Origin of the sequence: Gracilibacillus salinarum (assembly GCF_022919575.1) — a bacterium.
GTDB lineage: Bacteria > Bacillota > Bacilli > Bacillales > Amphibacillaceae > Gracilibacillus > Gracilibacillus salinarum.
In genome coordinates this window covers 2,005,010-2,030,285 of the sequence record NZ_CP095071.1, presented here as the reverse complement: position 1 = coordinate 2,030,285, position 25,276 = coordinate 2,005,010, and the positions used below count along the sequence as shown (strand labels likewise).

Annotated in this window: 23 protein-coding genes; all 23 read left to right on the top strand. The window is 41.4% G+C overall.

All coding sequences use genetic code 11. The annotated features are described in order from the left end of the window. Nucleotides 1-219 precede the first annotated feature (219 nt). The 23 genes from glyA to MUN87_RS09345 all read left to right on the top strand — a co-directional run bounded on the left by glyA (nucleotide 220) and on the right by MUN87_RS09345 (nucleotide 25,266). Nucleotides 220-1,455, top strand: coding sequence for a serine hydroxymethyltransferase (glyA, locus tag MUN87_RS09455; RefSeq protein ID WP_244747522.1), 1,236 nt, complete (start codon nucleotides 220-222; stop codon nucleotides 1,453-1,455). Between the two features lie 1,400 nt (nucleotides 1,456-2,855). Further along, nucleotides 2,856-3,485: a uracil phosphoribosyltransferase gene (gene upp / locus MUN87_RS09450; protein ID WP_244747521.1), complete on the top strand. Its 630-nt coding sequence runs from the start codon at nucleotides 2,856-2,858 to the stop codon at nucleotides 3,483-3,485. 156 nt (nucleotides 3,486-3,641) lie between these two features. After that, entirely contained in the window at nucleotides 3,642-5,720 is a 2,079-nt protein-coding gene (locus MUN87_RS09445; RefSeq protein WP_305037450.1) for a S8 family serine peptidase, read from the top strand. A 303-nt stretch (nucleotides 5,721-6,023) separates the two neighbouring features. Beyond that, on the top strand, nucleotides 6,024-6,245 hold the full coding sequence (locus MUN87_RS09440; RefSeq protein ID WP_244747520.1) for an AtpZ/AtpI family protein: 222 nt from the start codon (nucleotides 6,024-6,026) through the stop codon (nucleotides 6,243-6,245). A 2-nt stretch (nucleotides 6,246-6,247) separates the two neighbouring features. Then, nucleotides 6,248-6,616 (top strand): ATP synthase subunit I, encoded by a 369-nt coding sequence (locus tag MUN87_RS09435; protein WP_244747937.1) that lies wholly within the window; start codon nucleotides 6,248-6,250, stop codon nucleotides 6,614-6,616. Between the two features lie 22 nt (nucleotides 6,617-6,638). Then, complete coding sequence (gene atpB / locus MUN87_RS09430) at nucleotides 6,639-7,364, top strand: F0F1 ATP synthase subunit A (protein ID WP_244747936.1); 726 nt, start codon at nucleotides 6,639-6,641, stop codon at nucleotides 7,362-7,364. 47 nt (nucleotides 7,365-7,411) lie between these two features. Beyond that, entirely contained in the window at nucleotides 7,412-7,624 is a 213-nt protein-coding gene (atpE, locus tag MUN87_RS09425) for a F0F1 ATP synthase subunit C (protein WP_244723677.1), read from the top strand. 173 nt (nucleotides 7,625-7,797) lie between these two features. Then, nucleotides 7,798-8,325 carry a F0F1 ATP synthase subunit B gene (atpF, locus tag MUN87_RS09420; RefSeq protein WP_244747519.1) on the top strand — a complete coding sequence of 176 codons (528 nt, stop codon included), beginning with the start codon at nucleotides 7,798-7,800 and terminating at the stop codon, nucleotides 8,323-8,325. After that, nucleotides 8,322-8,864: a F0F1 ATP synthase subunit delta gene (locus tag MUN87_RS09415; protein ID WP_244747518.1), complete on the top strand. Its 543-nt coding sequence runs from the start codon at nucleotides 8,322-8,324 to the stop codon at nucleotides 8,862-8,864. The genes atpF and MUN87_RS09415 overlap by 4 nt, the downstream gene beginning before the upstream one ends. Before the next feature lie 21 nt (nucleotides 8,865-8,885). Continuing rightward, on the top strand, nucleotides 8,886-10,394 hold the full coding sequence (gene atpA / locus MUN87_RS09410) for a F0F1 ATP synthase subunit alpha (RefSeq protein WP_244747517.1): 1,509 nt from the start codon (nucleotides 8,886-8,888) through the stop codon (nucleotides 10,392-10,394). 96 nt (nucleotides 10,395-10,490) lie between these two features. After that, nucleotides 10,491-11,354: an ATP synthase F1 subunit gamma gene (atpG, locus tag MUN87_RS09405; RefSeq protein WP_244747516.1), complete on the top strand. Its 864-nt coding sequence runs from the start codon at nucleotides 10,491-10,493 to the stop codon at nucleotides 11,352-11,354. A 35-nt stretch (nucleotides 11,355-11,389) separates the two neighbouring features. Continuing rightward, nucleotides 11,390-12,793, top strand: coding sequence for a F0F1 ATP synthase subunit beta (atpD, locus tag MUN87_RS09400; RefSeq protein ID WP_244747515.1), 1,404 nt, complete (start codon nucleotides 11,390-11,392; stop codon nucleotides 12,791-12,793). Between the two features lie 42 nt (nucleotides 12,794-12,835). Next, a complete protein-coding gene (locus MUN87_RS09395) occupies nucleotides 12,836-13,234 on the top strand; it encodes a F0F1 ATP synthase subunit epsilon (RefSeq protein ID WP_244747514.1) in 399 nt (132 codons plus the stop codon). A 1,590-nt stretch (nucleotides 13,235-14,824) separates the two neighbouring features. Continuing rightward, on the top strand, nucleotides 14,825-15,061 hold the full coding sequence (locus tag MUN87_RS09390) for a DUF1146 family protein (protein WP_244747513.1): 237 nt from the start codon (nucleotides 14,825-14,827) through the stop codon (nucleotides 15,059-15,061). A 97-nt stretch (nucleotides 15,062-15,158) separates the two neighbouring features. Then, nucleotides 15,159-15,860 carry a YwmB family TATA-box binding protein gene (locus tag MUN87_RS09385; protein WP_244747512.1) on the top strand — a complete coding sequence of 234 codons (702 nt, stop codon included), beginning with the start codon at nucleotides 15,159-15,161 and terminating at the stop codon, nucleotides 15,858-15,860. A gap of 35 nt (nucleotides 15,861-15,895) precedes the next feature. Beyond that, complete coding sequence (gene murA / locus MUN87_RS09380) at nucleotides 15,896-17,215, top strand: UDP-N-acetylglucosamine 1-carboxyvinyltransferase (RefSeq protein ID WP_244747511.1); 1,320 nt, start codon at nucleotides 15,896-15,898, stop codon at nucleotides 17,213-17,215. Between the two features lie 127 nt (nucleotides 17,216-17,342). Continuing rightward, complete coding sequence (spoIID, locus tag MUN87_RS09375) at nucleotides 17,343-18,401, top strand: stage II sporulation protein D (protein WP_244747510.1); 1,059 nt, start codon at nucleotides 17,343-17,345, stop codon at nucleotides 18,399-18,401. Nucleotides 18,402-18,459: 58 nt separating this feature from the next. Continuing rightward, nucleotides 18,460-19,368, top strand: coding sequence for a stage II sporulation protein SpoIIQ (gene spoIIQ, locus MUN87_RS09370; RefSeq protein WP_244747509.1), 909 nt, complete (start codon nucleotides 18,460-18,462; stop codon nucleotides 19,366-19,368). Between the two features lie 377 nt (nucleotides 19,369-19,745). After that, on the top strand, nucleotides 19,746-20,777 hold the full coding sequence (locus tag MUN87_RS09365; protein WP_244747508.1) for an AimR family lysis-lysogeny pheromone receptor: 1,032 nt from the start codon (nucleotides 19,746-19,748) through the stop codon (nucleotides 20,775-20,777). Between the two features lie 1,217 nt (nucleotides 20,778-21,994). Continuing rightward, nucleotides 21,995-22,285: a sporulation transcriptional regulator SpoIIID gene (spoIIID, locus tag MUN87_RS09360; protein WP_244747507.1), complete on the top strand. Its 291-nt coding sequence runs from the start codon at nucleotides 21,995-21,997 to the stop codon at nucleotides 22,283-22,285. A 289-nt stretch (nucleotides 22,286-22,574) separates the two neighbouring features. Continuing rightward, nucleotides 22,575-23,573, top strand: coding sequence for a rod shape-determining protein (locus MUN87_RS09355; RefSeq protein WP_244747506.1), 999 nt, complete (start codon nucleotides 22,575-22,577; stop codon nucleotides 23,571-23,573). Between the two features lie 25 nt (nucleotides 23,574-23,598). Continuing rightward, nucleotides 23,599-24,423 carry a flagellar hook-basal body protein gene (locus MUN87_RS09350; RefSeq protein WP_244747505.1) on the top strand — a complete coding sequence of 275 codons (825 nt, stop codon included), beginning with the start codon at nucleotides 23,599-23,601 and terminating at the stop codon, nucleotides 24,421-24,423. An 18-nt stretch (nucleotides 24,424-24,441) separates the two neighbouring features. Continuing rightward, complete coding sequence (locus MUN87_RS09345; protein ID WP_244747504.1) at nucleotides 24,442-25,266, top strand: flagellar hook-basal body protein; 825 nt, start codon at nucleotides 24,442-24,444, stop codon at nucleotides 25,264-25,266. Nucleotides 25,267-25,276: the final 10 nt, after the last annotated feature.

The following is a 25,276-nucleotide window of genomic DNA, read 5'->3' as shown; positions in this document are numbered from 1 at the left end:
TTGCTAATGATCAGCGGGGGCAAAAACACCTGCTGATCAAAGTCCCACTTTAGCTTGATTAAATAGGATAAAATACGCAATTGTTCGTTATTCACGAATAAAAGGTGCGTATTTTATTTTTTTATTCGTGAAAATCTCTAGATTTATTTACTGAATGATGTTATTTTAGAGATGGATCATAGAATTAACGAATAATGAACTTTTAGGGGGAGCTAACAAATGGACCACGTAAAAAACTTTGATGCAGAAATTTTTCAATCAATCGAAAATGAACGTAAACGTCAAAATGACAAAATTGAATTAATCGCATCCGAAAACTTTGTTTCAGAAGCAGTAATGGAAGCACAAGGATCAGTTTTAACGAACAAGTACGCAGAAGGCTACCCAGGCCGTCGTTATTATGGTGGATGTGAGCATGTTGATGTGGCAGAAGACTTAGCGCGTGATCGTGCCAAAGAACTGTTTGGAGCAGAGTACGTAAATGTGCAGCCACACTCTGGTGCACAAGCCAACATGGCAGTGTACTTCACGATCTTAGAACCAGGTGATACTGTGCTTGGTATGAACCTAAGCCATGGTGGGCACTTAACACACGGCAGCCCGGTTAACTTCAGCGGTAAATTGTTTAATTTCGTAGACTATGGTGTGAATCAGGAATCCGAACAAATTGATTATGACGCCGTATTAGCGAAAGCGAAAGAAGTACAGCCTAAGTTGATTGTAGCTGGCGCGAGTGCGTATTCCCGCCAAATTGATTTTGCTAAATTCCGTGAAATCGCAGACGAGGTAGATGCTTATTTAATGGTAGATATGGCACATATTGCTGGTCTTGTTGCAACAGGATTACATCCAGATCCGGTTCCTCATGCACATTTCGTTACAACAACGACACACAAAACATTGCGAGGACCTCGCGGCGGTATGATCTTATGTAAAGAAGAGTTCGGTAAGAAGATTGATAAGACTGTATTCCCTGGTATGCAAGGTGGTCCGTTAATGCATGTCATCGCAGCAAAAGCAGTAGCATTCAAAGAGGCATTACAACCGTCTTTCAAAACATATGGTGAGAATATTATTAAAAATGCCAAAAAATTCGGCGAAGTATTAGAAGCTGAAGGCATCCGCACTGTATCAGGCGGAACGGACAACCATCTGTTATTATTAGATGTTCGTGGATTAAATCTAACTGGTAAAGTTGCTGAGAAAGCACTAGACGAAGTAGGAATCACAACGAACAAAAATACGATTCCTTTCGATCCGGAAAGTCCGTTCGTAACAAGCGGTGTACGTGTTGGTACCGCAGCTGTCACTTCCCGTGGCTTCGGTGAAGATGAAATGGCAGAAGTAGCAAAAATCATCGCCCTGACGTTGAAAAATCCAGAAGACGAACAAACACTGAATGAAGCACGCGAACGCGTAGCAGCATTAACAAAGCAATTCCCTTTATATCAATAAATAACGAAAGACGTGATCAATGAGATCACGTCTTTTTTTAGACAAGAAAAGTGCAGTCACAGCAGTAATTATATTGAATAGGAAGAGTTGAGTTCCTATGATATGGATTATGTCAGCCATCGCTAGCCAAGCATCCATATTGATATATATAATGTGCTGAGATACCGCTTCGTCCAACCACTCCGCGTCCTGCGGGGCACGGCTGAAGCTAGGCTACTACACGAATCACTTCTCTGCTGCCTTGCACCGAGGAAGCTTACTTCGAAGCGTTACTAGAAGACGCAGGTGCAGACGTTGTGGATCTTCAGCACCTGCCTGTCCCGCGGGAGTCTCCGTGGTTGGCCTACGCTGATTTATAGATCTACAATTTATGCGATAGCTAGGATATGAGGCACTACCTGCAAAATTACATCTTAATTGATGTAATACATTGCTTAGCACCACTGCTTCTAGCTGTTCCAATCGTTGTAGTACTTCCCATTAGCGTAGGAAATAGGCGGAGACTCCTCATGCCTCAGCGCGAGCTGAAGATCCACTTCATTTGTGCCTGTGTCTACAAGCATTGCTTCGAAGTGAACTTTCTCGGCACAAGGCAGCAAAGAAGCATTTTTAAGTTGTAGCCTAGCTGAAGCCGTTCCCACAGGACGCGGAGCCTATTTCCGGAGCTTTGCTGAGCAGATAAATTATATCAAAATGACCATTCAGCAATACAGCCTTTGTGGACATAATCCATATTATAGGAAGTTGTTTATTAATCGGAGTTATGTCCAGTTTTTATTAATGAATAACGTGACCAGCAAGCCGTAAATTGCTAAGTCCAAGTCATGCAGGTGAAAATTGACCGGATAGAAGATTCAATCGGCCAAAAAAGGGGGATAAGTAGGTCTCGCTTGTCCGATAGAAGGGTTCAATCGGCCAAGAGGAGGGTCAAGTAGGTCCCGCTTGTCCGATAGAAGGGTTCAATCGGCCAAAAAGAGGGTCGAAGAGATCCCGCTTGTCCGATAGAAGAGCTCAAACGGACAAAGAGAGGATCAAAGAGGTCCCGCTTGTCCGATAGAAGAGCTCAAACGGCAAAAAAGAGGATCGAAGAGGCACTGTTTGTCCGATAGAAGTGCTTAACCGGCCAAAAAGAGAGTCGAGCACCTAACAATTGTCCGATAGAATGACCCACCGCAAAGCACCACCCACCCCACCTCCCCCAGCACGAATCCCAAAGTAAATATTTCCAACCACAACCCTACCACGATCAAAAACCCTGCTCACGCCACATAGCGCAAGCCTCCAGCACCAATTGAAAATAATTTAACATGACACTTGCATCAGCATCTGATTTTCTGTACAATTTTAAGGATGAATATTGTGGGTTATGGAATATTAATTGTTAAAGGAGAGGTATCCTCATGAGTAAATTATTTGTTTTGGATCATCCGTTAATTCAGCATAAGTTAACGTACATACGAAATAAAAACACGGGAACGAAAGAATTCCGCGCGTTAGTAGACGAAGTGTCAACTTTAATGGCATTTGAAATTACAAGGGACATGCCTCTTGAAGAAACGACGATCGAAACACCGGTCACACAAGCAACAACGAAAGTGATCAGTGGTAAGAAAATTGGATTAATTCCAATTTTGCGAGCTGGATTAGGTATGGTGGACGGAATCTTGAAACTGATCCCAGCTGCAAAAGTAGGACATGTCGGCTTGTATCGTGATCCAGTAACATTTACACCAACAGAGTATTATATTAAATTGCCTTCAGATATAGAAGAACGTGAATTGATCGTAATTGACCCGATGTTAGCAACAGGCGGATCAGCAAATGACGCCATCCACTCCTTGAAAAAGCGTGGCGCAACGAACATTAAACTAATGTGTCTGATTGCAGCACCGGAAGGCATTGAAGTCCTTCAAAAAGAACATCCTGATGTCGACATTTACCTAGGTGCTCTTGATGAGAAACTGAACGAAAAAGGTTACATCGTACCAGGGCTAGGCGATGCAGGAGACCGATTATTCGGAACAAAATAACACCAATCAAAACAGCTGGAACCCGGTCACCGCGTTTCAGTTGTTTTTTCTAACCAACATATCCCATGTTCTTATCAGCAATTTTCTCCATCTTCCATACATATCTTTTCCAACCCAAGTTAACAATACTCCTATCTAGTGGAAGGAGTGCTTGTCGTGTCATTTATCTTATCTTTATTCCTTTTTACATCGATACATACCGAGCAGCCATTACCTTTTATTATAGAAGTAGAAGGGGATCCTCATCAGGTGGCAGAAGAAATCGAAACATATCATCCTAGTGTGGAGATATTATCGATTTATGACACGATATTTAATGGCATAGCAATAAAAACAGACCCGAAAAACTTAGAGGATATTAAAGAAAACAGTTATTTCAAACAGACCTATCCGGTGCAAAACTATCAAACCCAGCAAACCGAGGAGAACATCAATCAAAGCATTCCCTTCCTTATCCCGAATGAGACAGGCTATACAGGAAAAGGCGTCAAGGTTGGCGTGATTGATACAGGCATTGATTATACCCATCCAGACTTGCAGCCAAATTTCAAAGGTGGCTTCGACCTGGTCGATTTTGATGAAGACCCAATGGAGACCAAACCGGATCAGGGTATTCCTACATTGCATGGCAGTCATGTCGCTGGCGTGATTGCAGCCAATGGCAAGATGAAAGGAATAGCGCCTGATGCTGAATTATATGCCTATCGCGCCCTTGGCCCGGGTGGAACCGGGACGTCTGTGCAAGTGATGGCTGCTATCGAAAAAGCGGTCAAAGATGGGATGGATATAATCAACTTATCTTTAGGTAATTCGATTAATGGACCGGATTGGCCGACGAGTGTTGCTGTTAATCGTGCTGCCGATGAAGGAGTGGCCGTCGTTATCGCCAACGGGAATACTGGTCCAGATCTATGGACAGTAGGTTCGCCGGCCACAGCTGACCATGTCATTTCTGTCGGTGCATCGACACCAGCAATGGAATCTGCCTATTTATATGAACGATTCCATGACAAAAAAATTAACATGTTACCGATGCAAGGCTCACAGCCATGGGATTTTGCCAGAGATATGAAGGTGACAAACAATCCAGATAAGATTGCACATGATACGATTTTAATAATAGAGCGAGGCGAGATTCCTTTTACGCAATTGGCTTATGAGGCACAGGAAAAAGGAGCCGCTGCTTTACTAATCGCTAATAATGAAGACGGCATGTTTCAAGGTGGCATTGATCCAAATATCACGATTCCTGTGGCAGCGATAACGAAGGAAGATGGCGAATGGCTCAAGCACAACCCAGGCTACTTGAACCTCGAATACCAGCATGTCCAGGATACCGTAACAGATTTTAGTTCGCGCGGACCTGTCACCGTTAACTGGGCGATTAAACCGGAAGTGGTAGCACCGGGTGCCGCTATTTTAAGTACAGTACCCGGCGGTTATCAGAAACTTAGCGGTACGAGCATGGCGGCTCCCCATGTCGCCGGCGTGATAGCCTTACTGAAAGAAGCCCATCCAGACTGGACACCGAAACAATTAAAAGCCGCTCTGCTGACAACCGCTGATCCATTTCAGGCTTTTGAACCAACTGCGCAAGGTGCAGGAAAAGTAAATGCGCAGGAAGCGATCAATACAGACACGCTGATCTATCAATCCTTATTGCGCTTTGGCAAAATTGGTGACAATAGTGAGCAGAAGCAAGACACACTAATCATCGAAAATATATCCGATCAGACGAAGGAATATGCCTTTCAACTGCCCGATCAGCAAAAAGCGATCCATTTTCAGCTGCCGCGGTCTTTTACATTGCAACCACATGAGAAAAAAGAAATAGTGGTGAAGGCAACGATCCGGCCTAGTTTATTGGAAGAAACGATTAAGCAAGGCTACCTGTATCTTAATGAAACGCCGATTCCGTATATGTTCCTGTCAGATGATCACGAGATTCCGACAGCGATGGGGCTCGAGCTGTCTGTTACCCCATTGGAAGACGGTTATCATTATCAGCTTTATTTAGTAGAAGAAGCAGAGAAATTAACAATTGATTTGTATAATCCGCAAACCTTCGCCTATGAGACGACCATTGTTGAACGTGAAGATTTGCAGCCTGGCGTAATTGAAGGGGATATCGAACGTAATTCAGACATAAAAGGTCAATATATTGCAAATATCACCATTGAAACGAAAGAAAAAAAGACATTTCAATACCAAACAATTTGGTATGGGAGTGGTTAAATGATCGGTTTTTCTACAAAAAAAGCGGTTGTTTCGACACTCGAATGAATTGTCACAATTCTTTCGAAAAGTGAAACTATTCACTTGAAAGCTGTTATTAAAGGGTTTTGATTACCGATGTGGATACTTGTCCGTTTATTTTTAGTTTTTGTGGTCAAAAGAGATTGACATTAGATTACCCCTATTGTATGCTAATTTAGTGTGGATGATAAGGGTTTCAATATAGTGACAAAATCTATCTGTTTGGTTAGATTTTCTTCCTTTGTACATATAAAGAGATTGTGCGAAATTAGGAGTGAGTAGATGTCACCGCCCAAGAAAAGTACCTATTACGGTTTGACAGTATATTCTGCAATTTTGTCACAACTTGTCGGAGCGCCACTTGTAGGGTTATTTATTGGAAGATTTATTGACAGACATTTATCCACATCACCACTTTTTTTATTAATCGGACTCTTTATCGGTTTAGGAGCCGGGTTATACGGAATGTTCCATTATGTTAGAGAGTTAACGGGAGACGAATGATAATGAATCAATATAAGCAAATAATTACCCGTCAGCGTAAATGGATGTTCTACCTTCTTGCATTATTTGTTCTTGGATTAGGCCTAACACCTTTTACGAGAATATTCCTCGGACTCCTCCTGGGAACTACACTAAGTTTTTATAATTTATGGGTAATGCAACGAAAGATCGACCGGTTTGGACAAGTTGTCGTAGAGGGTGGTCGTGCTTTCGGGATAGGAACCTTTACCCGTTTTGCCACTGCAGGATTAGCGGTGTTAATCGCTCTGTACTATGACGAACATTTCCATTCTTTATCGGTTATTATGGGATTAATGACAACTTATGTTGTTATTATGATAGATTTTGCACTATTTAGAAATCAAGACTAGCAAAGGAAGTGAGGTGAAGGAATTGGATCATGAGGCACCAATAGTTCATGATGTATTAGGAATTCCATGGTTGGATTTTAATTTATCTACTATTTTGATGACATTTATTGCTTCAGCAATAGTATTTATTATCTGTACGGTTGGAGCGAGAAAATTACAAATGAAGCCAACTGGTTTCCAGAATTTCATGGAATGGATTATTGATTTCGTGAAAGGTATTATTGGCGACACGATGGATTGGAAAACAGGTAAAACGTTCTTACCCTTGGGATTAACTTTACTAGTTTTTATATTTGTCAGTAATATATTAGGGGTTATTACTATGGTGGTTTTTGGGCACGACCTCTGGTGGAAATCACCGACTTCTGATGCGGTATTGACATTAACATTGTCATCGCTTGTCATTGTCTTATCCCATTATTATGGGGTAAAGGAAAAAGGGTTCAAGGAATACGCGAAAGATTATGTTAGACCTGTACCATTTTTACTTCCATTTAAGATTATTGAAGAGTTTACAAATACATTAACTTTAGGTTTGCGTCTCTTCGGTAATATCTTTGCTGGTGAAATTTTATTATCACTTATTACCAAAATGGCGATGATAGCTTTCCCTTTAACAACTGTCGTATCCATCGTTCCAATGGTGGCATGGCAAGGGTTCAGTTTATTTATAGGCGCTATTCAAGCATTTATTTTTACTATGTTAACGATGGTTTATATGTCTCATAAAGTGAGTTCAGACCATTAAAATAAAACAATTTTAATAATTTATACTTTTTAAAGGAGGAAACAATAATGGGTCCATTAGCAGCAGCAATAGCAATTGGTTTAGCGGCACTAGGTGCTGGTTTAGGTAACGGTATGATCGTAAGTCGTACAGTAGAAGGGATTGCACGTCAGCCAGAATTAAGAGGTGCACTTCAAACGACAATGTTTATCGGGGTAGCATTGGTAGAGGCGATTCCGATCTTTGCGGTAGTTATCGCGTTTATCGTAATGGGTAGCTAATAGTTTTAGATGAAACAGAATGGCGGAGTTCGTCGATGACAACCTTCGCCATTCGTTTATGAAAAAATATTCATTGCTAATTGGCATTGTGGTGCCGTTGTGCAACGAATTTGAATACAGAATGCAATTTATAGATGGATATAGATGATTATACGGAGGAAGGAGTGAACACTGTGCAACTTTTATCAAGTGGACTCATCATTCAGGCGTCAATCGGCGGTTTACATGGTGGAGATATTCTCTTCTCATTAGTCAGCTTTTTGGTTTTACTTGCTTTATTGAAGAAATTCGCGTGGGGACCAATCATGAATACCATGCAAAAGCGTGAAAATCATATCGCAAATGAGATCGAAACAGCTGAAAAGAACCGTGTCGATGCTGAAAAAGCATCACGTGAAGCGAATGAGCAATTGAAAGCAACACGTCAGGAAGCGCAACAAATTATTGAAGATGCAAAGAAAGCTGGTCAGGAACAAGAACGTTCGATTATCGAAGCGGCAAACCAAGCAGCAACTCGTATCAAGAAATCTGCTGAAGAAGATATCGCACGTGAGAAAGAAAAAGCAGTCGAAGCACTTCAGGCACAAGTGGCAACATTGTCAGTACAGATTGCTACTAAAGTGATTGAAAAAGAAATCGATGCAAAAGATCAGGAACAGTTGATCAGTGACTACATTAAAAAGATAGGAGAAGAGCAATGAGTAAAACGAATGTAGCCAAGCGTTATGCAGAAGCTCTTTTTCAAATTGCAACAGAAAAAGAAACGATTGATTTTCTTGAAGCAGAACTAGCAACAGTGAAAGAAGTTTTTCAAAATAATCAAGCATTTCTTAAGTTCTTGCACCATCCGAAAGTAGAAGCAGATAAGAAGAAACAACTGTTAAACGAAGCGTTCCAGGGATTCTCGAAGGATGTGTTACATACACTTTCGTTATTGGTGGACCGCCACAATGAAGCAATTATAGAAGATGTTGCAACAACTTTCATTACCCTTGCACAAGAGGCAAGAGGTGTTAAAGAAGCGACAGTCTATTCTGTTCGTGCATTGTCTGATGCAGAGCAGCAAGAGATTCAACAAGTATTCGTTAAGAGATTGAACATTAAAGAATTGAAGATAAATAATCAAATTGATCCGAAGCTTTTAGGTGGAGTGAAAATCAGAATTGGCAATACAGTGTATGATGGTTCCATCAAAGGAAAGCTCGATCGATTAGAACGACAAATCGCAACTGCAAATTAAGAACGATAGGGGTGAAATGGCATGAGCATTAAAGCTGAAGAAATCAGTGCACTGATTAAACAGCAAATCGAAAGCTATGATTCAGACATCGAAGTAGCAGATGTTGGTACAGTTATCGAAATCGGTGATGGTATCGCACGTGCACACGGTTTAGATAACGTAATGTCTGGAGAGCTTGTTGAATTTTCAAATGGTGTCATGGGTATGGCACAGAACTTAGAAGAATCAAACGTAGGTATTGTCATTCTTGGGCCATATACAGGTATTCGTGAAGGCGATGAAGTTCGTCGTACCGGCCGTATTATGGAAGTGCCAGTAGGGGAGGAACTTATTGGTCGTGTTGTTAACCCATTAGGACAACCTGTTGATGGTAAAGGTCCAGTGGAGACATCTAAGACTCGTCCAATCGAATCTCCAGCACCTGGTGTAATGGATCGTAAATCAGTTGATGAGCCATTACAGACAGGTATCAAAGCGATTGACGCATTAGTGCCAATCGGTCGTGGTCAACGTGAGTTAATCATCGGGGATCGTCAAACTGGTAAAACAACTGTAGCAATCGATGCTATCTTAAACCAGGCAGATCAGGATATGATTTGTATTTATGTAGCAATCGGTCAAAAAGATTCAACTGTACGTGGAACAGTAGAAACATTACGTCGTTATGGCGCGCTTGATTACACGATTGTAGTAACAGCAGGTGCCAGTGAACCAGCTCCATTACAATACCTTGCACCATATGCAGGTGTATCAATGGGTGAAGATTTCATGTATAACGGCAAGCACGTATTGGTTGTATATGATGATTTATCTAAACAAGCGAACGCATACCGTGAGCTTTCCTTATTATTACGTCGTCCGCCAGGTCGTGAGGCATTCCCAGGGGATGTATTCTACTTACACTCTCGTTTACTTGAGCGTGCAGCGAAGCTTAGTGATGCAAAAGGTGGAGGATCTTTAACAGCTCTTCCATTCGTTGAAACACAAGCAGGTGATATCTCAGCATATATCCCAACAAACGTTATCTCCATCACGGATGGACAAATCTTCTTACAGTCTGACTTATTCTTCTCTGGTGTTCGTCCAGCGATAAACCCGGGTCTATCTGTATCACGTGTTGGTGGTTCTGCACAGATCAAAGCGATGAAGAAAGTTGCCGGTACGCTTCGTCTTGACTTAGCGTCGTTCCGTGAGCTGGAATCATTCGCACAATTCGGTTCTGATTTAGATAAAGCAACAGCTGCTAAATTGAACCGTGGTCAACGTACAGTAGAAGTATTAAAACAAGGTCTTCACAAGCCATTAGTAGTAGAAAAACAAGTTATGATCATCTTTGCTTTAACAAAAGGGCATCTTGATGATATTCCTGTTACAGATATTACGCGCTTTGAAGATGAGTTCTTGAATTGGATGGACCAAAACAAGAAAGACTTGCTTAACTCAATCAGAGAAACTGGTCAACTAGCTGACGCTGACGAAATGAGCGGAGCAGTAGAAGAATTCAAGAAAACATTTGTAGTATCCGAATAAGAAGCAAGCGTTTCTGTAGCGAGTTAACGTTACAGAACTCCCTTCGCTTTCAATATAGGAAACGTTCAACCTTTTTGGAAAGGGCGGTGAAAAATAGTGGCATCTCTTAGAGATATAAAAACGCGTATTAATTCTACGAAAAAAACAAAACAGATCACAAAAGCTATGCACATGGTTTCTGCTTCAAAGCTAAATAAAGCAGAAGAATTAACGAAATCTTTTGATCCATACAGCAATAAGATTAAAGAAGTCGTCCATAGCATTGCCGGAAGTGGCCAGGATGCAGATCATCCCATGCTGCAAACACGTGAGGTGAAGAAAACAGCCTATTTTGTTATCACATCTGACCGTGGTTTAGCAGGTGCGTTTAATAGTGGAGTATTACGCCAAGTATATCGAAAAATAGAAGAAAAACATCAATCAAAAGATGAATATACGATTATCACTTTAGGTCGTATGGGTCGTGATTTCTTTAAGAAACGTGACATGCCGATTTTGAGAGAAATTACTGGTGTTTCCGATCAGCCAAGCTTTGCGGAAATTAAAGAATTAACATCTGAAACGGTACAACTTTTTATTGATGAAGAAATCGATGAATTAGTGATTTTCTATAATCACTTCATCAGTGCGATTTCACAAGAAATAACAGAGAAAAAGCTTTTACCATTAACAGACTTGTCCGAAATGTCTGAAGGGGTACAAAGCACGTATGAATATGAACCAAATCAACAAGAAATTTTAAATGTATTATTGCCACAATATGCGGAAAGCTTGATCTTCGGCGCACTTCTTGACAGTAAAGCGAGTGAACATGCATCTCGTATGACAGCGATGAAGAGTGCGACGGACAATGCGGATGATCTTATTGATGATCTGTCCTTACAATATAACCGTGCAAGACAAGCAGCCATTACGCAAGAAATCACCGAAATCGTCGGTGGGGCAGCCGCTTTAGAATAATACCATTCGGAATCATTTAGTTAGGAGGGAAATCGATGGCAAAAGGACACGTTATTCAAATTATGGGGCCGGTAGTTGACGTTAAGTTCGAAGACGGACACCTCCCTGAAATTTACAACGCGTTAAAAGTACAGTATGAAGCGAACGGTGAAACGCAGGATCTTACAGTAGAAGTTGCACTTCACTTAGGCGATGACGCTGTACGTACAATTGCAATGTCATCTACAGAAGGTGTACAACGTGGTGCAGCAGTATTAGATATGAACGCACCGATTTCTGTACCAGTAGGTGAAGAAACATTAGGCCGTGTCTTCAACGTATTAGGTGAGAAGATTGACCTTGATGAAGAATTAGGAGAACAAGTTCGCCGTGATCCAATTCACCGTCAATCACCGAAATTTGAAGATTTAGCAACAGAAACAGAGATCTTGGAAACAGGTATTAAAGTAGTAGACCTTCTAGCACCTTATATCAAAGGTGGTAAAATCGGTTTATTTGGTGGTGCGGGTGTAGGTAAAACCGTACTAATCCAGGAATTAATCAACAACATCGCACAAGAGCATGGTGGTATTTCCGTATTCGCAGGTGTTGGGGAACGTACTCGTGAAGGTAATGACCTTTACTACGAAATGAAAGATTCTGGCGTTATCGCAAAAACAGCGATGGTATTCGGTCAAATGAACGAACCACCTGGAGCTCGTATGCGTGTTGCCTTAACTGGTCTTACAATGGCGGAGCACTTCCGTGATGAGCAAGGTCAGGACGTTCTATTGTTCATCGACAACATCTTCCGTTTTACACAAGCAGGTTCAGAGGTTTCGGCACTTCTTGGCCGTATGCCATCTGCCGTTGGTTACCAGCCAACACTTGCAACGGAAATGGGTCAATTACAAGAGCGTATCACATCTACAAACAAAGGTTCTGTAACATCTATCCAAGCGGTATACGTACCTGCCGATGACTACACGGATCCGGCACCGGCTACAACGTTCGCTCACTTAGATGCAACAACAAACCTTGACCGTGGATTATCTGAGCAAGGTATCTACCCAGCCGTGGATCCACTTGCATCAACATCTCGTGCCCTTGACCCTGAGATCGTTGGGGATGAGCACTATAATGTTGCGCGTGAAGTTCAGCAAACAATCCAAAAGTATAAAGAATTACAAGATATTATCGCGATCCTTGGTATGGATGAGTTATCTGATGAAGATAAACTTACCGTTGCTCGTGCGCGTCGTATCCAGTTCTTCTTATCTCAGAACTTCCACGTTGCGGAGCAGTTTACAGGTCAAAAAGGTTCTTATGTACCAGTTCAGGAAACTGTTCAAGGTTTCCGTGAAATCCTTGACGGTAAATATGATGACCTTCCAGAAGATGCGTTCCGTCTAGTAGGTCGTATCGAAGAAGTAGTAGAAAAAGCGAAGCAAATGGCGTAAAAAACGCCTTTTGCTTTTATTCCAGCCTAAGGAGGGGTTCTGTTGAAAACACTAACAGTAAGTGTTGTTACTCCGGATGGCCCTGTTCTGGAAGATTCATTTGAAATGGTTAGCTGTAAAGCTGAGAGTGGAGAGCTCGGGATCCTACCAGGTCACATTCCGCTCGTTGCACCGTTATCAATAAGTTCTGTGCGCTTAAAAGGAGAAAATCCACATCGCATTGCCGTAAGTGGAGGATTCCTTGAGGTACGCCCTGACAAAGTGACCATCCTGGCACAATCAGCAGAGCAGCCAGAGGACATCGATATCGAACGTGCCCGCGCAGCAAAAGAACGAGCAGAACGCCGTTTACAAGCTAAACAAGATGAAATTGATTTCAGAAGGGCAGAATTAGCACTACAACGTGCCTTAAACCGAATCGAAATTAAAGAAAACAGATAAGTAACAAAAAAAGGTGGCTGCCGTAACCGTCCAGGTTATGCGCAGCCACCTTTTTTGCATAGGCTCTGCAATGTTCCATGTGTTAGACCTTCGTTCCGCGTAGGCACGGCACATAGCCGTCAAGTTAAGAAAAAATAGTCTTTAAACCTTTTTGCATGTTTACTCCTGTCATATCATCCATTCTTATGGACAGATGAGCAGAAAAAGGGAAAAAGTTGTCCATAAGAATGAATCTTACGGACAGTAGAAAAGGAAAAAAGCAAAAGCTGTCTATAAAAACTAAATCTATGACCAATCAAGGGTATCAAAGGAACTCTTGTGCCAATACTTGTGTAATTCGAAGCCGACAATACTTCGAGATTAGCTCCGCCTTATTTTTGGTCAGCCAAAAAAGTATAAAAATGCAGTCACAGCAGTAAACTTATAGAGTTTGAAGTTGAGTTCCTATAATATGGATTATGTAAACTGGAACTGTCTGACACGTAGTTAATTTTGATAGTTTTCATCTGCTTAGCAAAGCTCCGGAAATAGGCTCCGCGTCCTGTGGGCACGGCTTCAGCTAGGCTACTACTTGAAAATGCTTCTTTGCTGCCTTGTGCCGAGGAAGCTCACTTCGAAGCAATGCTTGCAGACACAGGCACAAATGAAGTGGATCTTCAGCTCGCGCTGATTCCACGGGAGTCTCCGCCTATTTCCTACGCTTAAGGAAAATGCTACAACGGATGTAACAGCAAAAAGCAGTGGTTCTAGGCATTGTTGAATAGCTATTATATATGCATCCGATCAATATGCTAGCTCTTACAAAAGTTGTAGAGTCCCTATCCTAGCGTAGGCCAACCACGTAGACTCCCGCGGGATCATGCAGGCGCTGAAGATCCACAACGTCTGCACCTGTGTCTACTAGTAACGCTTCGAGGTAGGCTTCCTCGGTGCAAGGCAGCAGAGTAGTAATTCTAGTAGTAGCCTAGCTTCAGCCGTGCCCCGCAGGACGCGAAGTGGTTGGACGGAGCGGTATCACAGCACATGAATCATTTCAAAATTACCACTAAGCATAAAGCAGCTACTTTACATAATCCATATTATAGGAAGTTGTTTAGTAATGAAGTCAATTAGGACCGGGTGGTTTATGCACGTTTTTCTTAAAACGATCTGCATTATTAGTAGTCATAGAATATCCTTTCACTGCGTTAGTTCTACAACAGGTGAAGCAGCTAAGAGAAGGGAACAAAGCATGGTTAGAGAATTAAATCGACACTGATGGATAAATTTCAATATGTTTGAAGCGTCAGTACATAGCGTAGACCATCCACATACATTCCCGCAGACGCGAAGTGGTTAGCCGCATCGGTATTCCACCAATCCCAGCGACATGCGAATAACAGCACATTTTTGACAAATCACCAGCTTAATTGCCGTCGAATTTCCCGGGAAATATCGAATCGTAGCCAAAAAAACAGAAATCGATCCAGATATGTTATAATATAGGATAAAGTGAGACTGCAATCAGCGGGGGGAATCCCGACGGATTGCTTGCGAAACTTATCAGGAAGTTATCGCTGTGATAAATCATAGGTTAGTGAGGGATTTTGAATGTTAGAGAGTTTAGCGCAAGATGGGTTAGTCGGCATGTTATCTCATCTGCTTTTTATTGTGATCACATGGCAAGTACTCCAATCATTAAATTTTGATGAATGGTTCAAGAAGCACAAAGTAATGGAAGCGAGAATCTTCCTTATATTAATAACCATTACGATCGGTTCCACTGTAAGTAACTTTTTCTTAGATTTCTTAAACTGGTCCCAGCAACTGCTGTATATGTTTTCTTAAGACATATCCGTTCAGCAATACCAAAAAGATAAGATCTTCATGTATGGATACTTCATTTTCTGCCAATACTTTTTACTAAAAAAAAGGAGTGCGGGGAATGAAGTATTTACTTTTTTCTATAACGGCAATGATGATGATATTTTTTGTACAGCAATTAGATGCGAAAACGATGGATGATAATACGAAAGAGATGAATGATATGGTGGCGATGATAGAGGAACAAGGCTTAAATCTAGCAAACTTAGAAACTACTATTAGAGAAAGAAGAATAATTCCAGAAATTTCTCGTTTTATCGACAATCTCAAAGGGTATCAACTTACTATGGTCGACGACGATACGTATAAATTAGATGCAAACCGTCGGAATAATAACGGGATGAACGAATCATTATTAATAGTGCGCACCTATGAAAAGAAAAATGAATATCAAGTCCTTTATACTATTTCAGCGACGGAAATGACGCCGGAAGTACTAGAAAAGTTTCAGCAGAAAATAAAAGGAGTTACGAAAGTAATATTTACGGACAAAGCACAATATTTCTCTTGTGCACAGGCATGGAAAAATGGTATTATAGATATTGTTTCTTTTATAAATTTTGTAAAATCTGAACTGAAAATGTCAATTATTGACGAAGTAAAAGAACCAGACTTTACTACGTGGACTGGTTATACAGCGAACTGGAATCAAAAAATACAGCAATATGATCAAGAATTCAATATACAAATCGCCGTTAGAGAAGGGATAGGAGACAGAACTACCGTAACAATTGGAACACCTATCCTGATTAATGAATACTAATAATAATGAATATGCACTACAGAGGAGAATGAGCCTTGGAAAATATCATCGTTCGTGGTGGGAGGCAGTTAAATGGTACCGTTAAAGTAGAAGGTGCCAAAAATGCCGTACTGCCTGTCATTGCCGCAAGCATAATTGCAAGTGAAGGAAAAAGTATTATACACGAAGTACCTGCATTAGCAGATGTACTCACTATAAATCAAGTATTAACGCACATGAACGCAGAAGTTAAATATGAAAAGAACACCGTTACAGTTGATGCAACACAACCACTTCTAACAGAAGCTCCTTTTGAATATGTACGTAAAATGCGTGCTTCTGTACTGGTATTAGGGCCATTGTTAGCTCGTTATGGTCATGCAAAGGTTGCTTTGCCGGGAGGATGTGCAATTGGCTCAAGACCGATTGACCTTCACTTAAAAGGCTTCGAAGCAATGGGGGCAGATGTACATGTAGGTAATGGTTTTGTGGAAGTTTCAACAAATGGCAGATTGAAGGGTGCAAAAATCTATCTCGATATGCCGAGTGTTGGAGCAACAGAGAACATTATGATGGCCGCAGCACTTGCAGATGGCAAGACTGTTATTGAGAATGCTGCGAAGGAACCAGAAATAGTAGACTTGGCCAACTATCTGAACAAAATGGGTGCGCATGTTATTGGAGCAGGAACTGAAACAATTAAAATCGAAGGCGTCGATAAATTGCATGGTGCAGAGCATACGATTATCCCTGACCGTATTGAGGCGGGAACATTTATGGTAGCTGCAGCAATTACTGGCGGAAATGTTTTGATTGAGAATGCTGAAGTGGATCATATGCGCGCACTAGTATCAAAGATGGAAGAAATGGGAGTCCGTATTCTTGAAGAAGCGGATGGTGTTCGTGTGATTGGACCTAAAACACTTCAATCAACAGATATCAAAACGTTGCCACACCCAGGCTTTCCAACAGATATGCAGTCTCAGATGATGGCCCTTATGCTACATGCTGCAGGTACAAGTGTAATTACCGAAACTGTTTTTGAAAATCGTTTTATGCATGTTGAAGAATTCAGAAGAATGAATGCAAAATTGAAGATCGAAGGCCGCAGCGTGATTGTAGAAGGTCCTGTAAGTTTACAAGGGGCTGAAGTAGCTGCGACAGACTTACGCGCAGGAGCTGCGTTGATTTTGGCAGGACTGGTAGCAGACGGTTACACACGTGTTACTTCTCTGCACCATATTGACAGAGGGTATGTCGATATCACGGAAAAATTTGCAAAACTTGGGGCGGACATTGAACGCGTGAACGCAATGGAAACATCTTTTGTAGCAGAAGCTAATATGGCGGATACAGAACAAATAGAAGTACAATAATAGAGATAAGAGGACAGCTTAGACATATGCTAGTCCTCTTTTTTCTTTTACGTTTCTCCTGTTCTATTCTCCTAATCTTGTGAATAAAATAGAGTAGAATTGCAAGACAAGAATGAGGAGGTTATTCATGGCCAAATGGCAGTACAAAAAAACCAAACAATCCAACTGGAAATTGCCTTTCCTAGTCATCGTAGCAACTTTGCTGACCTTTATGTTCATCGTCCCTACTATTATTGTTATTCCTTTTAAAGGGGACAACGCCACACAAGCATCCAGCGAACAACAGGCAGAAGAAGCGACAGCCGCAGCACCCGTCACATTGGATTCTCCTTTTGATGTCAATGTCTTACGTAGTGAAACGGACGAAGTCGAAAAAGTACCATTGGAGGATTATGTCGTACATGTGGTTGCCTCAGAGATGCCCGCAGATTTTGAATTAGAAGCATTGAAGGCACAAGCGCTGGCGGCAAGAACGTATATCACGCAATACCTATCGCAAGGTCAACAAGGTAAGCTGGAAGGTGGAGCAGATGTAACCGATACCGTCCAGCATCAGGTGTATAAGAGCACAGAGGAACTGCGCCAGGTATGGGGTAGTGATTATCATTGGAAAATGGACAAAATCACAGAAGCTGTAGCAGCGACACAAGGTAAGATTATAACGTATAGCAATCAGCCTATTACACCAGCGTTTTTCTCTACAAGTAATGGGTATACTGAGAACTCGGAAGATTACTGGGAAGGTGAGTTGCCATACCTTCGAACAGTAGAAAGCCCATGGGATGAAGAGATTTCACCTAAATTTTTTGATCAGAAGATTTTTACAAAGGCAGAGCTAGAGAAGAAATTAGACGTAACGATTTCCAGTCAGATCAATGATTTTCAATTGACGAGAACGGAAAGTAAACGGGTAGCAACCGCCAAAATAGGTGATAATACGTTCACAGGCCGTGATATACGAGAATTATTAGGCCTGCCATCCAATGACTTCACCATTTCGAAAAAAGACGATCATTACGTCTTCACGACGAAAGGGTACGGTCATGGTGTCGGTATGAGCCAATACGGGGCAAATGGCATGGCGAAGGAAGGAAAAACGTATGAAGAGATCATCGAATATTACTATCAGGGCGTGCAGGTTTCTACGCTTGAAAAGGCGACACCAAAACTTTTAGTAAAAAAATAATTTTTCCATGTATATTTTTTCCTCTATTTGATCACAATGGTTGCTGAGGTGATGCATAATGGAGGAAAACAAAAACGTTTCAAAAAATAGCTGGAAACGTATCTTCAAGAAAAGATGGTTCTTTCCTGCAGTTTATTTAGCAGTAGCGGCTCTACTTTTAACAGGGGTATTATGGTATCAGAATGCTATCAATCAAGTTCCAGAGGCTGCAGAAGACATGCAAGATCAATTGAATGGTGAGCAAGACAGTCAGGATGAAGAAGATGCAACAACAGTCATGCAACAACAAGAAATGCTGGAGATGCCAGTAGCGCAAGACTTGCAAACGGAAATCGTGACAAAATTTTATGATTATGGTGCAGATGCAGAAACACAGGAACAAGCGTTAATTCTACACGAAAATCAATACTATCAAAGCGATGGCATTGATATCTCAACATCCGGAGATGAAGCTTTTGACGTAAGTGCTGCACTATCAGGTGAAGTAGTCGAAGTGAAACAGGATCCTTTACTAGGTAACGTTGTAAAATTAGAGCATGATTTCGGTGTGACAACGTATTACGCTAGTTTAGAAGAGATTTTCGTAGAGCAAGGCAGTACAGTAGAACAAGGTCAAGCAATCGCAACAGCTGGACAGAACACGCTAGGTCAGGAAAATGGAATTCACGTACACTTTGAAGTAAGAAAAGATGGTACACCAGTGAATCCAGAAGATTTTGTTAATCAACCAATTAACAAGATTGTAGCCCCTGATCAAGACGATGCCGAAGCTGATAGCGAAACAGACACAGAGTCAGACCAAGGAACAGAAGCAGATGATAGCGAAGATAAAGCCCCTGCTGCTGAAGAAGAAGACAATACAGATGATGCAGAAGAGACACCAGAGGATACCGAAGAAGATTCAACGAATAACAACGAATCTGAAATGGAAAACAGTGAATCTTCAAGCGCAATGGAAAACGCATAAAAACGAATCTCCTTACCTGTGAAAATAGGTAAGGAGATTTTTTTGTGTGTCAGAATCTCTTAGATAAAAAAATTTACAGATTGATTATTTTGAAAATGATTCATGTGCTAGGATGAGATGAGGCTTTTAGCAGTATTCATCAGTCTCCGAAGTTGTTAAACAGCAATAAAATACTAGTTTACACAATTGGAATGAAAGGAAGAAGTATATAAGATCAGATGGTAGGAAGTTTAAGTATTATATACAACGAACAAAACGTTTCTAAAAGCGATCGATCTGTCGATAATATGAGGTATTTGACGAACGAATATACCGATTTACCTATTGAAATCTATCTCGAATATGAAATAATATAGTAATGTGAAAGGAGATCGCAAATGGAAACTACAAAAATAAAAACAGGGATGATCCGCGAATATGTTGAATCAGAGAAGCAGATGCAGCTCTCACAATTCCTCACGATGATCAGCTTGGATAACGACGAAACACAGGAACTGTCCATCACTAAAGATTTTTTACTTCTTAGTAATTCCACCACAGACCAACGCCTTGCCTTAGAATACTTTTACATCAATCGATCCTACGAGGAACTGCAATACTATATAAAATTAAATATGGACCATGCCCATCCAGTAAATAAAAATGCGGCAAAACTATACAAGCTTATGCTCCATCTAAGAGATGGCAAACCTGCCCATGAAGTTAGGGCTCTTGCGAAAACGGTTTCCGCCGACACACCTGAATTAAAGTGTATAAAATACTTTTTAAATATAGAGGTAGATTCAAAAGTATATAACTTTGAGAGAATCGGATATTTCTTGAACAAAATCCAAAAACAGATACGCTATGTGGACAATCCGCTTTTGATTACATTCTTTAATAGCAGAATTCAAATGATTTTGTTCCATTATTATTGGAAGCGTAACGAATTAATTCTGGCGAGGAAACATGCATATGAAGCATTACAACTACCACATCAGGCAATACAAAAAGCACAGCTCCATCTGGATTTGGCGTTAACGTATATTTATGAAGATTTTCATTCCTGTATCTATCACATCGAAGAGGCAAAATATTTGGCACTTGCCTTAGATGATAGAGAGATCTTAGATAGGATTGATAATTTCACTTATCCGTTTGTTTGTGCGCACTTCGGAAAGACGGATGGTGTTGATACAGAACATCCCGTAGAAAAAGCGCACCTTGAAATTGCGAGAGGGAACTTCGACGTGGCTCAACAACTATTGGAAAACTTGGAATTCAGCACCCCTTTTTCGCAGTATTATTTAGGACTCGCCACCAAGAAACAGCATTTCTTTATATATTCTTACCAACACTTTATGGAGAAAAGGAGTGATCATTTTTTCGCAAAACTGCCACTCAAAGCTTCGGAAGGATTAGGTTTATAAAGTGAGACTCCAATCAGTGTGGGTTTTGACCCCTCGCTGATTGATAGCGAAACTTATCAGGAAGTTATTGTTCGTTTATCACCCACTTATCTTCTTATTTATCTCTCGAATCTTGAAGTGTGGAGATTACGGACGGTTAGTACCGTGATAAAAAAGATAATCCAAGGGAATAGGGGAAATTCGGTTAATGAAGTCAATTAAAAAAGAGGACCCAGACTACGGTGATATCGGATGAAAGGTGATGGTGCAGCCATCACCTTTTTCCTTTTGTGCAAGCAGTAGAGTGTGGCTATGTAAAAGAGAACAAATGGCGAAAGGAGCCAAAAGTAGGGCATCCTCTCATAGATTTGTATCCATTGCAGCGGAAAGGAGACAAGAGTCAGAAGCCAAGCGGCAGATTTGTATCGTTTAACGAGAAAGGATCCAAAAGGGTGAAGCAGTCCCCATAGATTTGTATCGTTTAGCGGTAAAGGACCCAAAAGTGTGAAGCAGCGACCATAGATTTGTATCGTTTAGCGGTAAAGGACCCAAAAGTGGAGAGCAGTCCCCATGGATTTGTATCGTTTAGCAAGAAAGGACCCAAAAGTGTGAAGCAGCGACCATAGATATGTATCGTTTAACGAGAAAGGACCCAAAAGTAGGAAGCAGCGACCATGGATTTGTATCGTTTAGCGAGAAAGGACCCAAAAGCGGAGAGCAGCCATCATAGATTTGTATCCATTACCCAGGAAGGGACCAAAAAAACCAATGCAAGCAGCAGATTTGTCTCCAAAACATAGAAGCCCAATAGAAAAGCGTTCATTCGCAGATCGTATCTGCACAAAGCCAGCCAACAAATCCCCCGCCCACCCACTCACCCAAAACAACTTCCATCCCATATCCCTCGCCCGCCACTCACCCAACCCCCCATACCAAAAACTCCGCCACATCCCCCCACACACCAGCCTGTCCCACCATTTGTCCCATTCCAATATCCATCCGGCAAACACTGCTTGTCCAATCCATATGAATACGCTCTCCTCGCCACTTGAAAAGCGATCGAGCATAGGTATGTCCCAAAAATTACTGTCATATTGGGCTTTGCTGAGTAATAAGATGTTACAAATTATCTTTTATTTGTCTAAGGTGAAGTTCTCATCTCAGTATCCTATGTATTTTTATACGCAATGCTTGTCTCAATTCACGCCTTGGACTGACAACTATGGGAGGCGAGTAAAGTGCATGACTACATCAAAGAACGAACATTAAAGATTGGCAGGTACATCGTAGAAACGAAGAAAACAGTTCGAGTCATAGCGAAAGAATTTGGAGTGTCCAAAAGCACGGTACACAAAGATTTGACAGAGCGCTTACCAGAATTACATCCCGACTTAGCTAACGAAGTAAAAGAAATATTAACTCACCATAAATCAATCCGTCATTTAAGGGGTGGGGAAGCGACCAAAATGAAATATCAACTTCATGGCAAACAAGCACCACCACATCCAGAAGAACTTATTACAAAGTAGCAGCACATTATCCTCTCTAATTCATCTGGAATCCTTTTTCAAATAGCCTATTCCCAACAACCATTCGCCAATACCATCTAAGATCCGACAGCATCCACATATTTTCCTAAAAATATTGACATTTTTTATGGAAAGCTATAACGATCTGGATCATTTTGTGATATTATATATAATTAGAGGTATTATGTACCATAATAATAATGATTCTTCTATAAAGCTTACATACATAACAAACAACGTCCTAGACGAAATGGATCACAAGGTATTGAAATAGGGAGGATAATCGTTCATGTTTTCAAGAGATATTGGAATAGATTTAGGAACAGCGAATGTGCTGATTCATGTAAAAGGAAAAGGGATTGTACTAGACGAACCATCAGTTGTAGCAATGGATCGTAACACTGGTAAGGTTCTCGAAGTAGGGGAAGCGGCTCGTCGTATGGTTGGTCGTACACCTGGCAACATCGAGGCGATTCGTCCGTTGAAAGATGGTGTCATCGCTGACTTTGACGTAACAGAAGCGATGCTGAAATATTTTATTAACAAAATTAATGTAAAAGGATTCTTGTCAAAGCCAAGAATGTTAATCTGCTGCCCGACAAACATAACGAAAGTGGAGCAAAAGGCGATTAAGGAAGCAGCCGAGAAATCCGGTGGAAAGAAAGTATACTTAGAAGAAGAACCTAAGGTAGCAGCGATTGGCGCGGGAATGGATATTTTTCAGCCTAGCGGTAATATGGTAGTTGATATCGGTGGTGGAACAACAGATGTCGCTGTGTTATCAATGGGTGATATTGTAACGGCACAATCGATCAAAATGGCTGGGGACAAATTCGATGCTGAAATTCTTCAGTATGTAAAACGTAAATATAAATTATTAATTGGTGAGCGCACAGCAGAAGATATTAAAATCAATGTTGCAACGGTATTCCAAGGAGCCCGCAGCGAGGAAATCGATATCCGCGGCCGTGACATGGTGTCAGGTTTACCAAGAACGATTACGATTCGTTCGGAAGAAGTAGAAGAAGCATTGCGTGAATCGATCGCTTTAATCGTACAATCAGCGAAAACCGTTCTGGAAAAAACACCACCAGAGCTGTCCGCAGACATCATCGACAGAGGTGTGATTCTAACAGGCGGCGGTGCATTACTAAACGGATTAGATCAATTATTGGCAGAAGAATTAAAAGTACCAGTCCTGCTTGCAGAAGAACCAATGAACTGTGTGGCAAAAGGTACCGGAATTATGCTCGATAATATCGATAAATTAGAACGTTCTATCGTATAACGTAACCGAAAGTGAGGTTCAACCGATGTTAAGAGGTTTCTACACAGCGACAAATGGCATGATGGCGCAGCAGCGCAGTCTAGAAGTGATGTCGAATAACATGACGAATGCGCAAACACCAGGCTATAAACAAGATACCGCAACACTAAGAGCATTTCCTGAACTGCTGATTCAACGGATGGAAAACCGTGAATTGCCAACAACGGAAGGTACGAAGATCCCGACAATGACAGAGCTCGGGGCAATCAATACAGGTGTGTACGTGCAGGAAACGATCCCTGATTTTGTACAAGGCACGTTAAAAGAAACAGGTGTCTCGACTGATATGGCACTCGTGCAAGGCACCACACCAGATGAGAACGGCTCGATTTTTTTCACGGTTCAGAATGGTGATGGCGATATTCGTTATACACGAAACGGTAATTTCACAGTAGATGGTGAAGGAAATCTGACGACTAATAATGGTTACTATGTATTAGACGAAGCCGGTAATCCGATTAATACGAATGGGCTTGATTTTACTGTGTCAACAGATGGTATGGTTCAGGTGGCAGGTGAAGAGATTCCTCTCGGGATTGCCTACAGTGCCAATGCCAATGATCTAGTGAAAAATGGACAGGACCTGTTCGAACTGGCTGAAGATGGACAAGCGTTAGTCAATGCCGGTGGCTTAGCAGGATTGCAATACAGCATCCAGCAAAATCATCTGGAGAATTCCAATGTGGATACGCAACAGACGATGACTGATATGATGCAGGCATATCGTAGTTTTGAAGCCAATCAGAAGGTTGTGCAGCAATATGATCGCAGCTTGGACAAAGCGGTCAATGAAATTGCACGACTTGGATAACTAAAGGGGTAGAAGCCGATGACTAGAATGACTTTTCAAGCTGCCGCGACAATGGGGCAATTGCAGAAACGACTAGATAATATCGCGAATAATATCGCCAATACCAATACGACTGGCTACAAAAACCGTGATGCCAATTTCTCTTCATTATTGTCGCAACAAATCAATCTCGAAGCAGATCCAACCAATGAAACCGGCCGATTAACGCCGGAAGGTCTACGTGTAGGAACAGGAGCAAAATTAGGGCATACTAATTTTGATTTCACCCAAGGTTCGTTGCAGACAACGGATCGCAACCTCGATGTTGCATTGCTTGAAGATAATCAATTTTTTCAAGTAGCGGTTGAGGAGAATGGTCAGCAAGAGGTTCGTTATACGAGAGCGGGTAACTTTTACTTAAGTCCGATGGAAAATGATACGGTGATGCTGGTTACCTCGAACGGTAATCCGGTACTTGGTGCAAATCAACAGCCGATCACGTTAGCGGATAATATGGAAGACTTGACCATTGACGAAAATGGTATGATCAATGTAACAAGGAATGGCGTTCAAGTTGTCGAAGGACAGCTCGGTGTCGTGGAAGCTGTGCGACCTCGTCTGTTCGAGGCATCAGGTGAATCGCTTTTCCGATTATCAGAGGACAGTCTTACCAATTATCCACTAAACGAAATTATAAATGACGTCGATACAATCCGTGTCCAAAGCGGGGCACTGGAAGGATCAAATGTAGATATTGCCAAACAAACAACCGATATGATTGAAACACAGCGCGCCTATCAGTTTAACGCGCGAACAATCTCGATGCACGACCAGATAAATGGTCTAATTAATCAATTGAGATAAAGTCGAAATA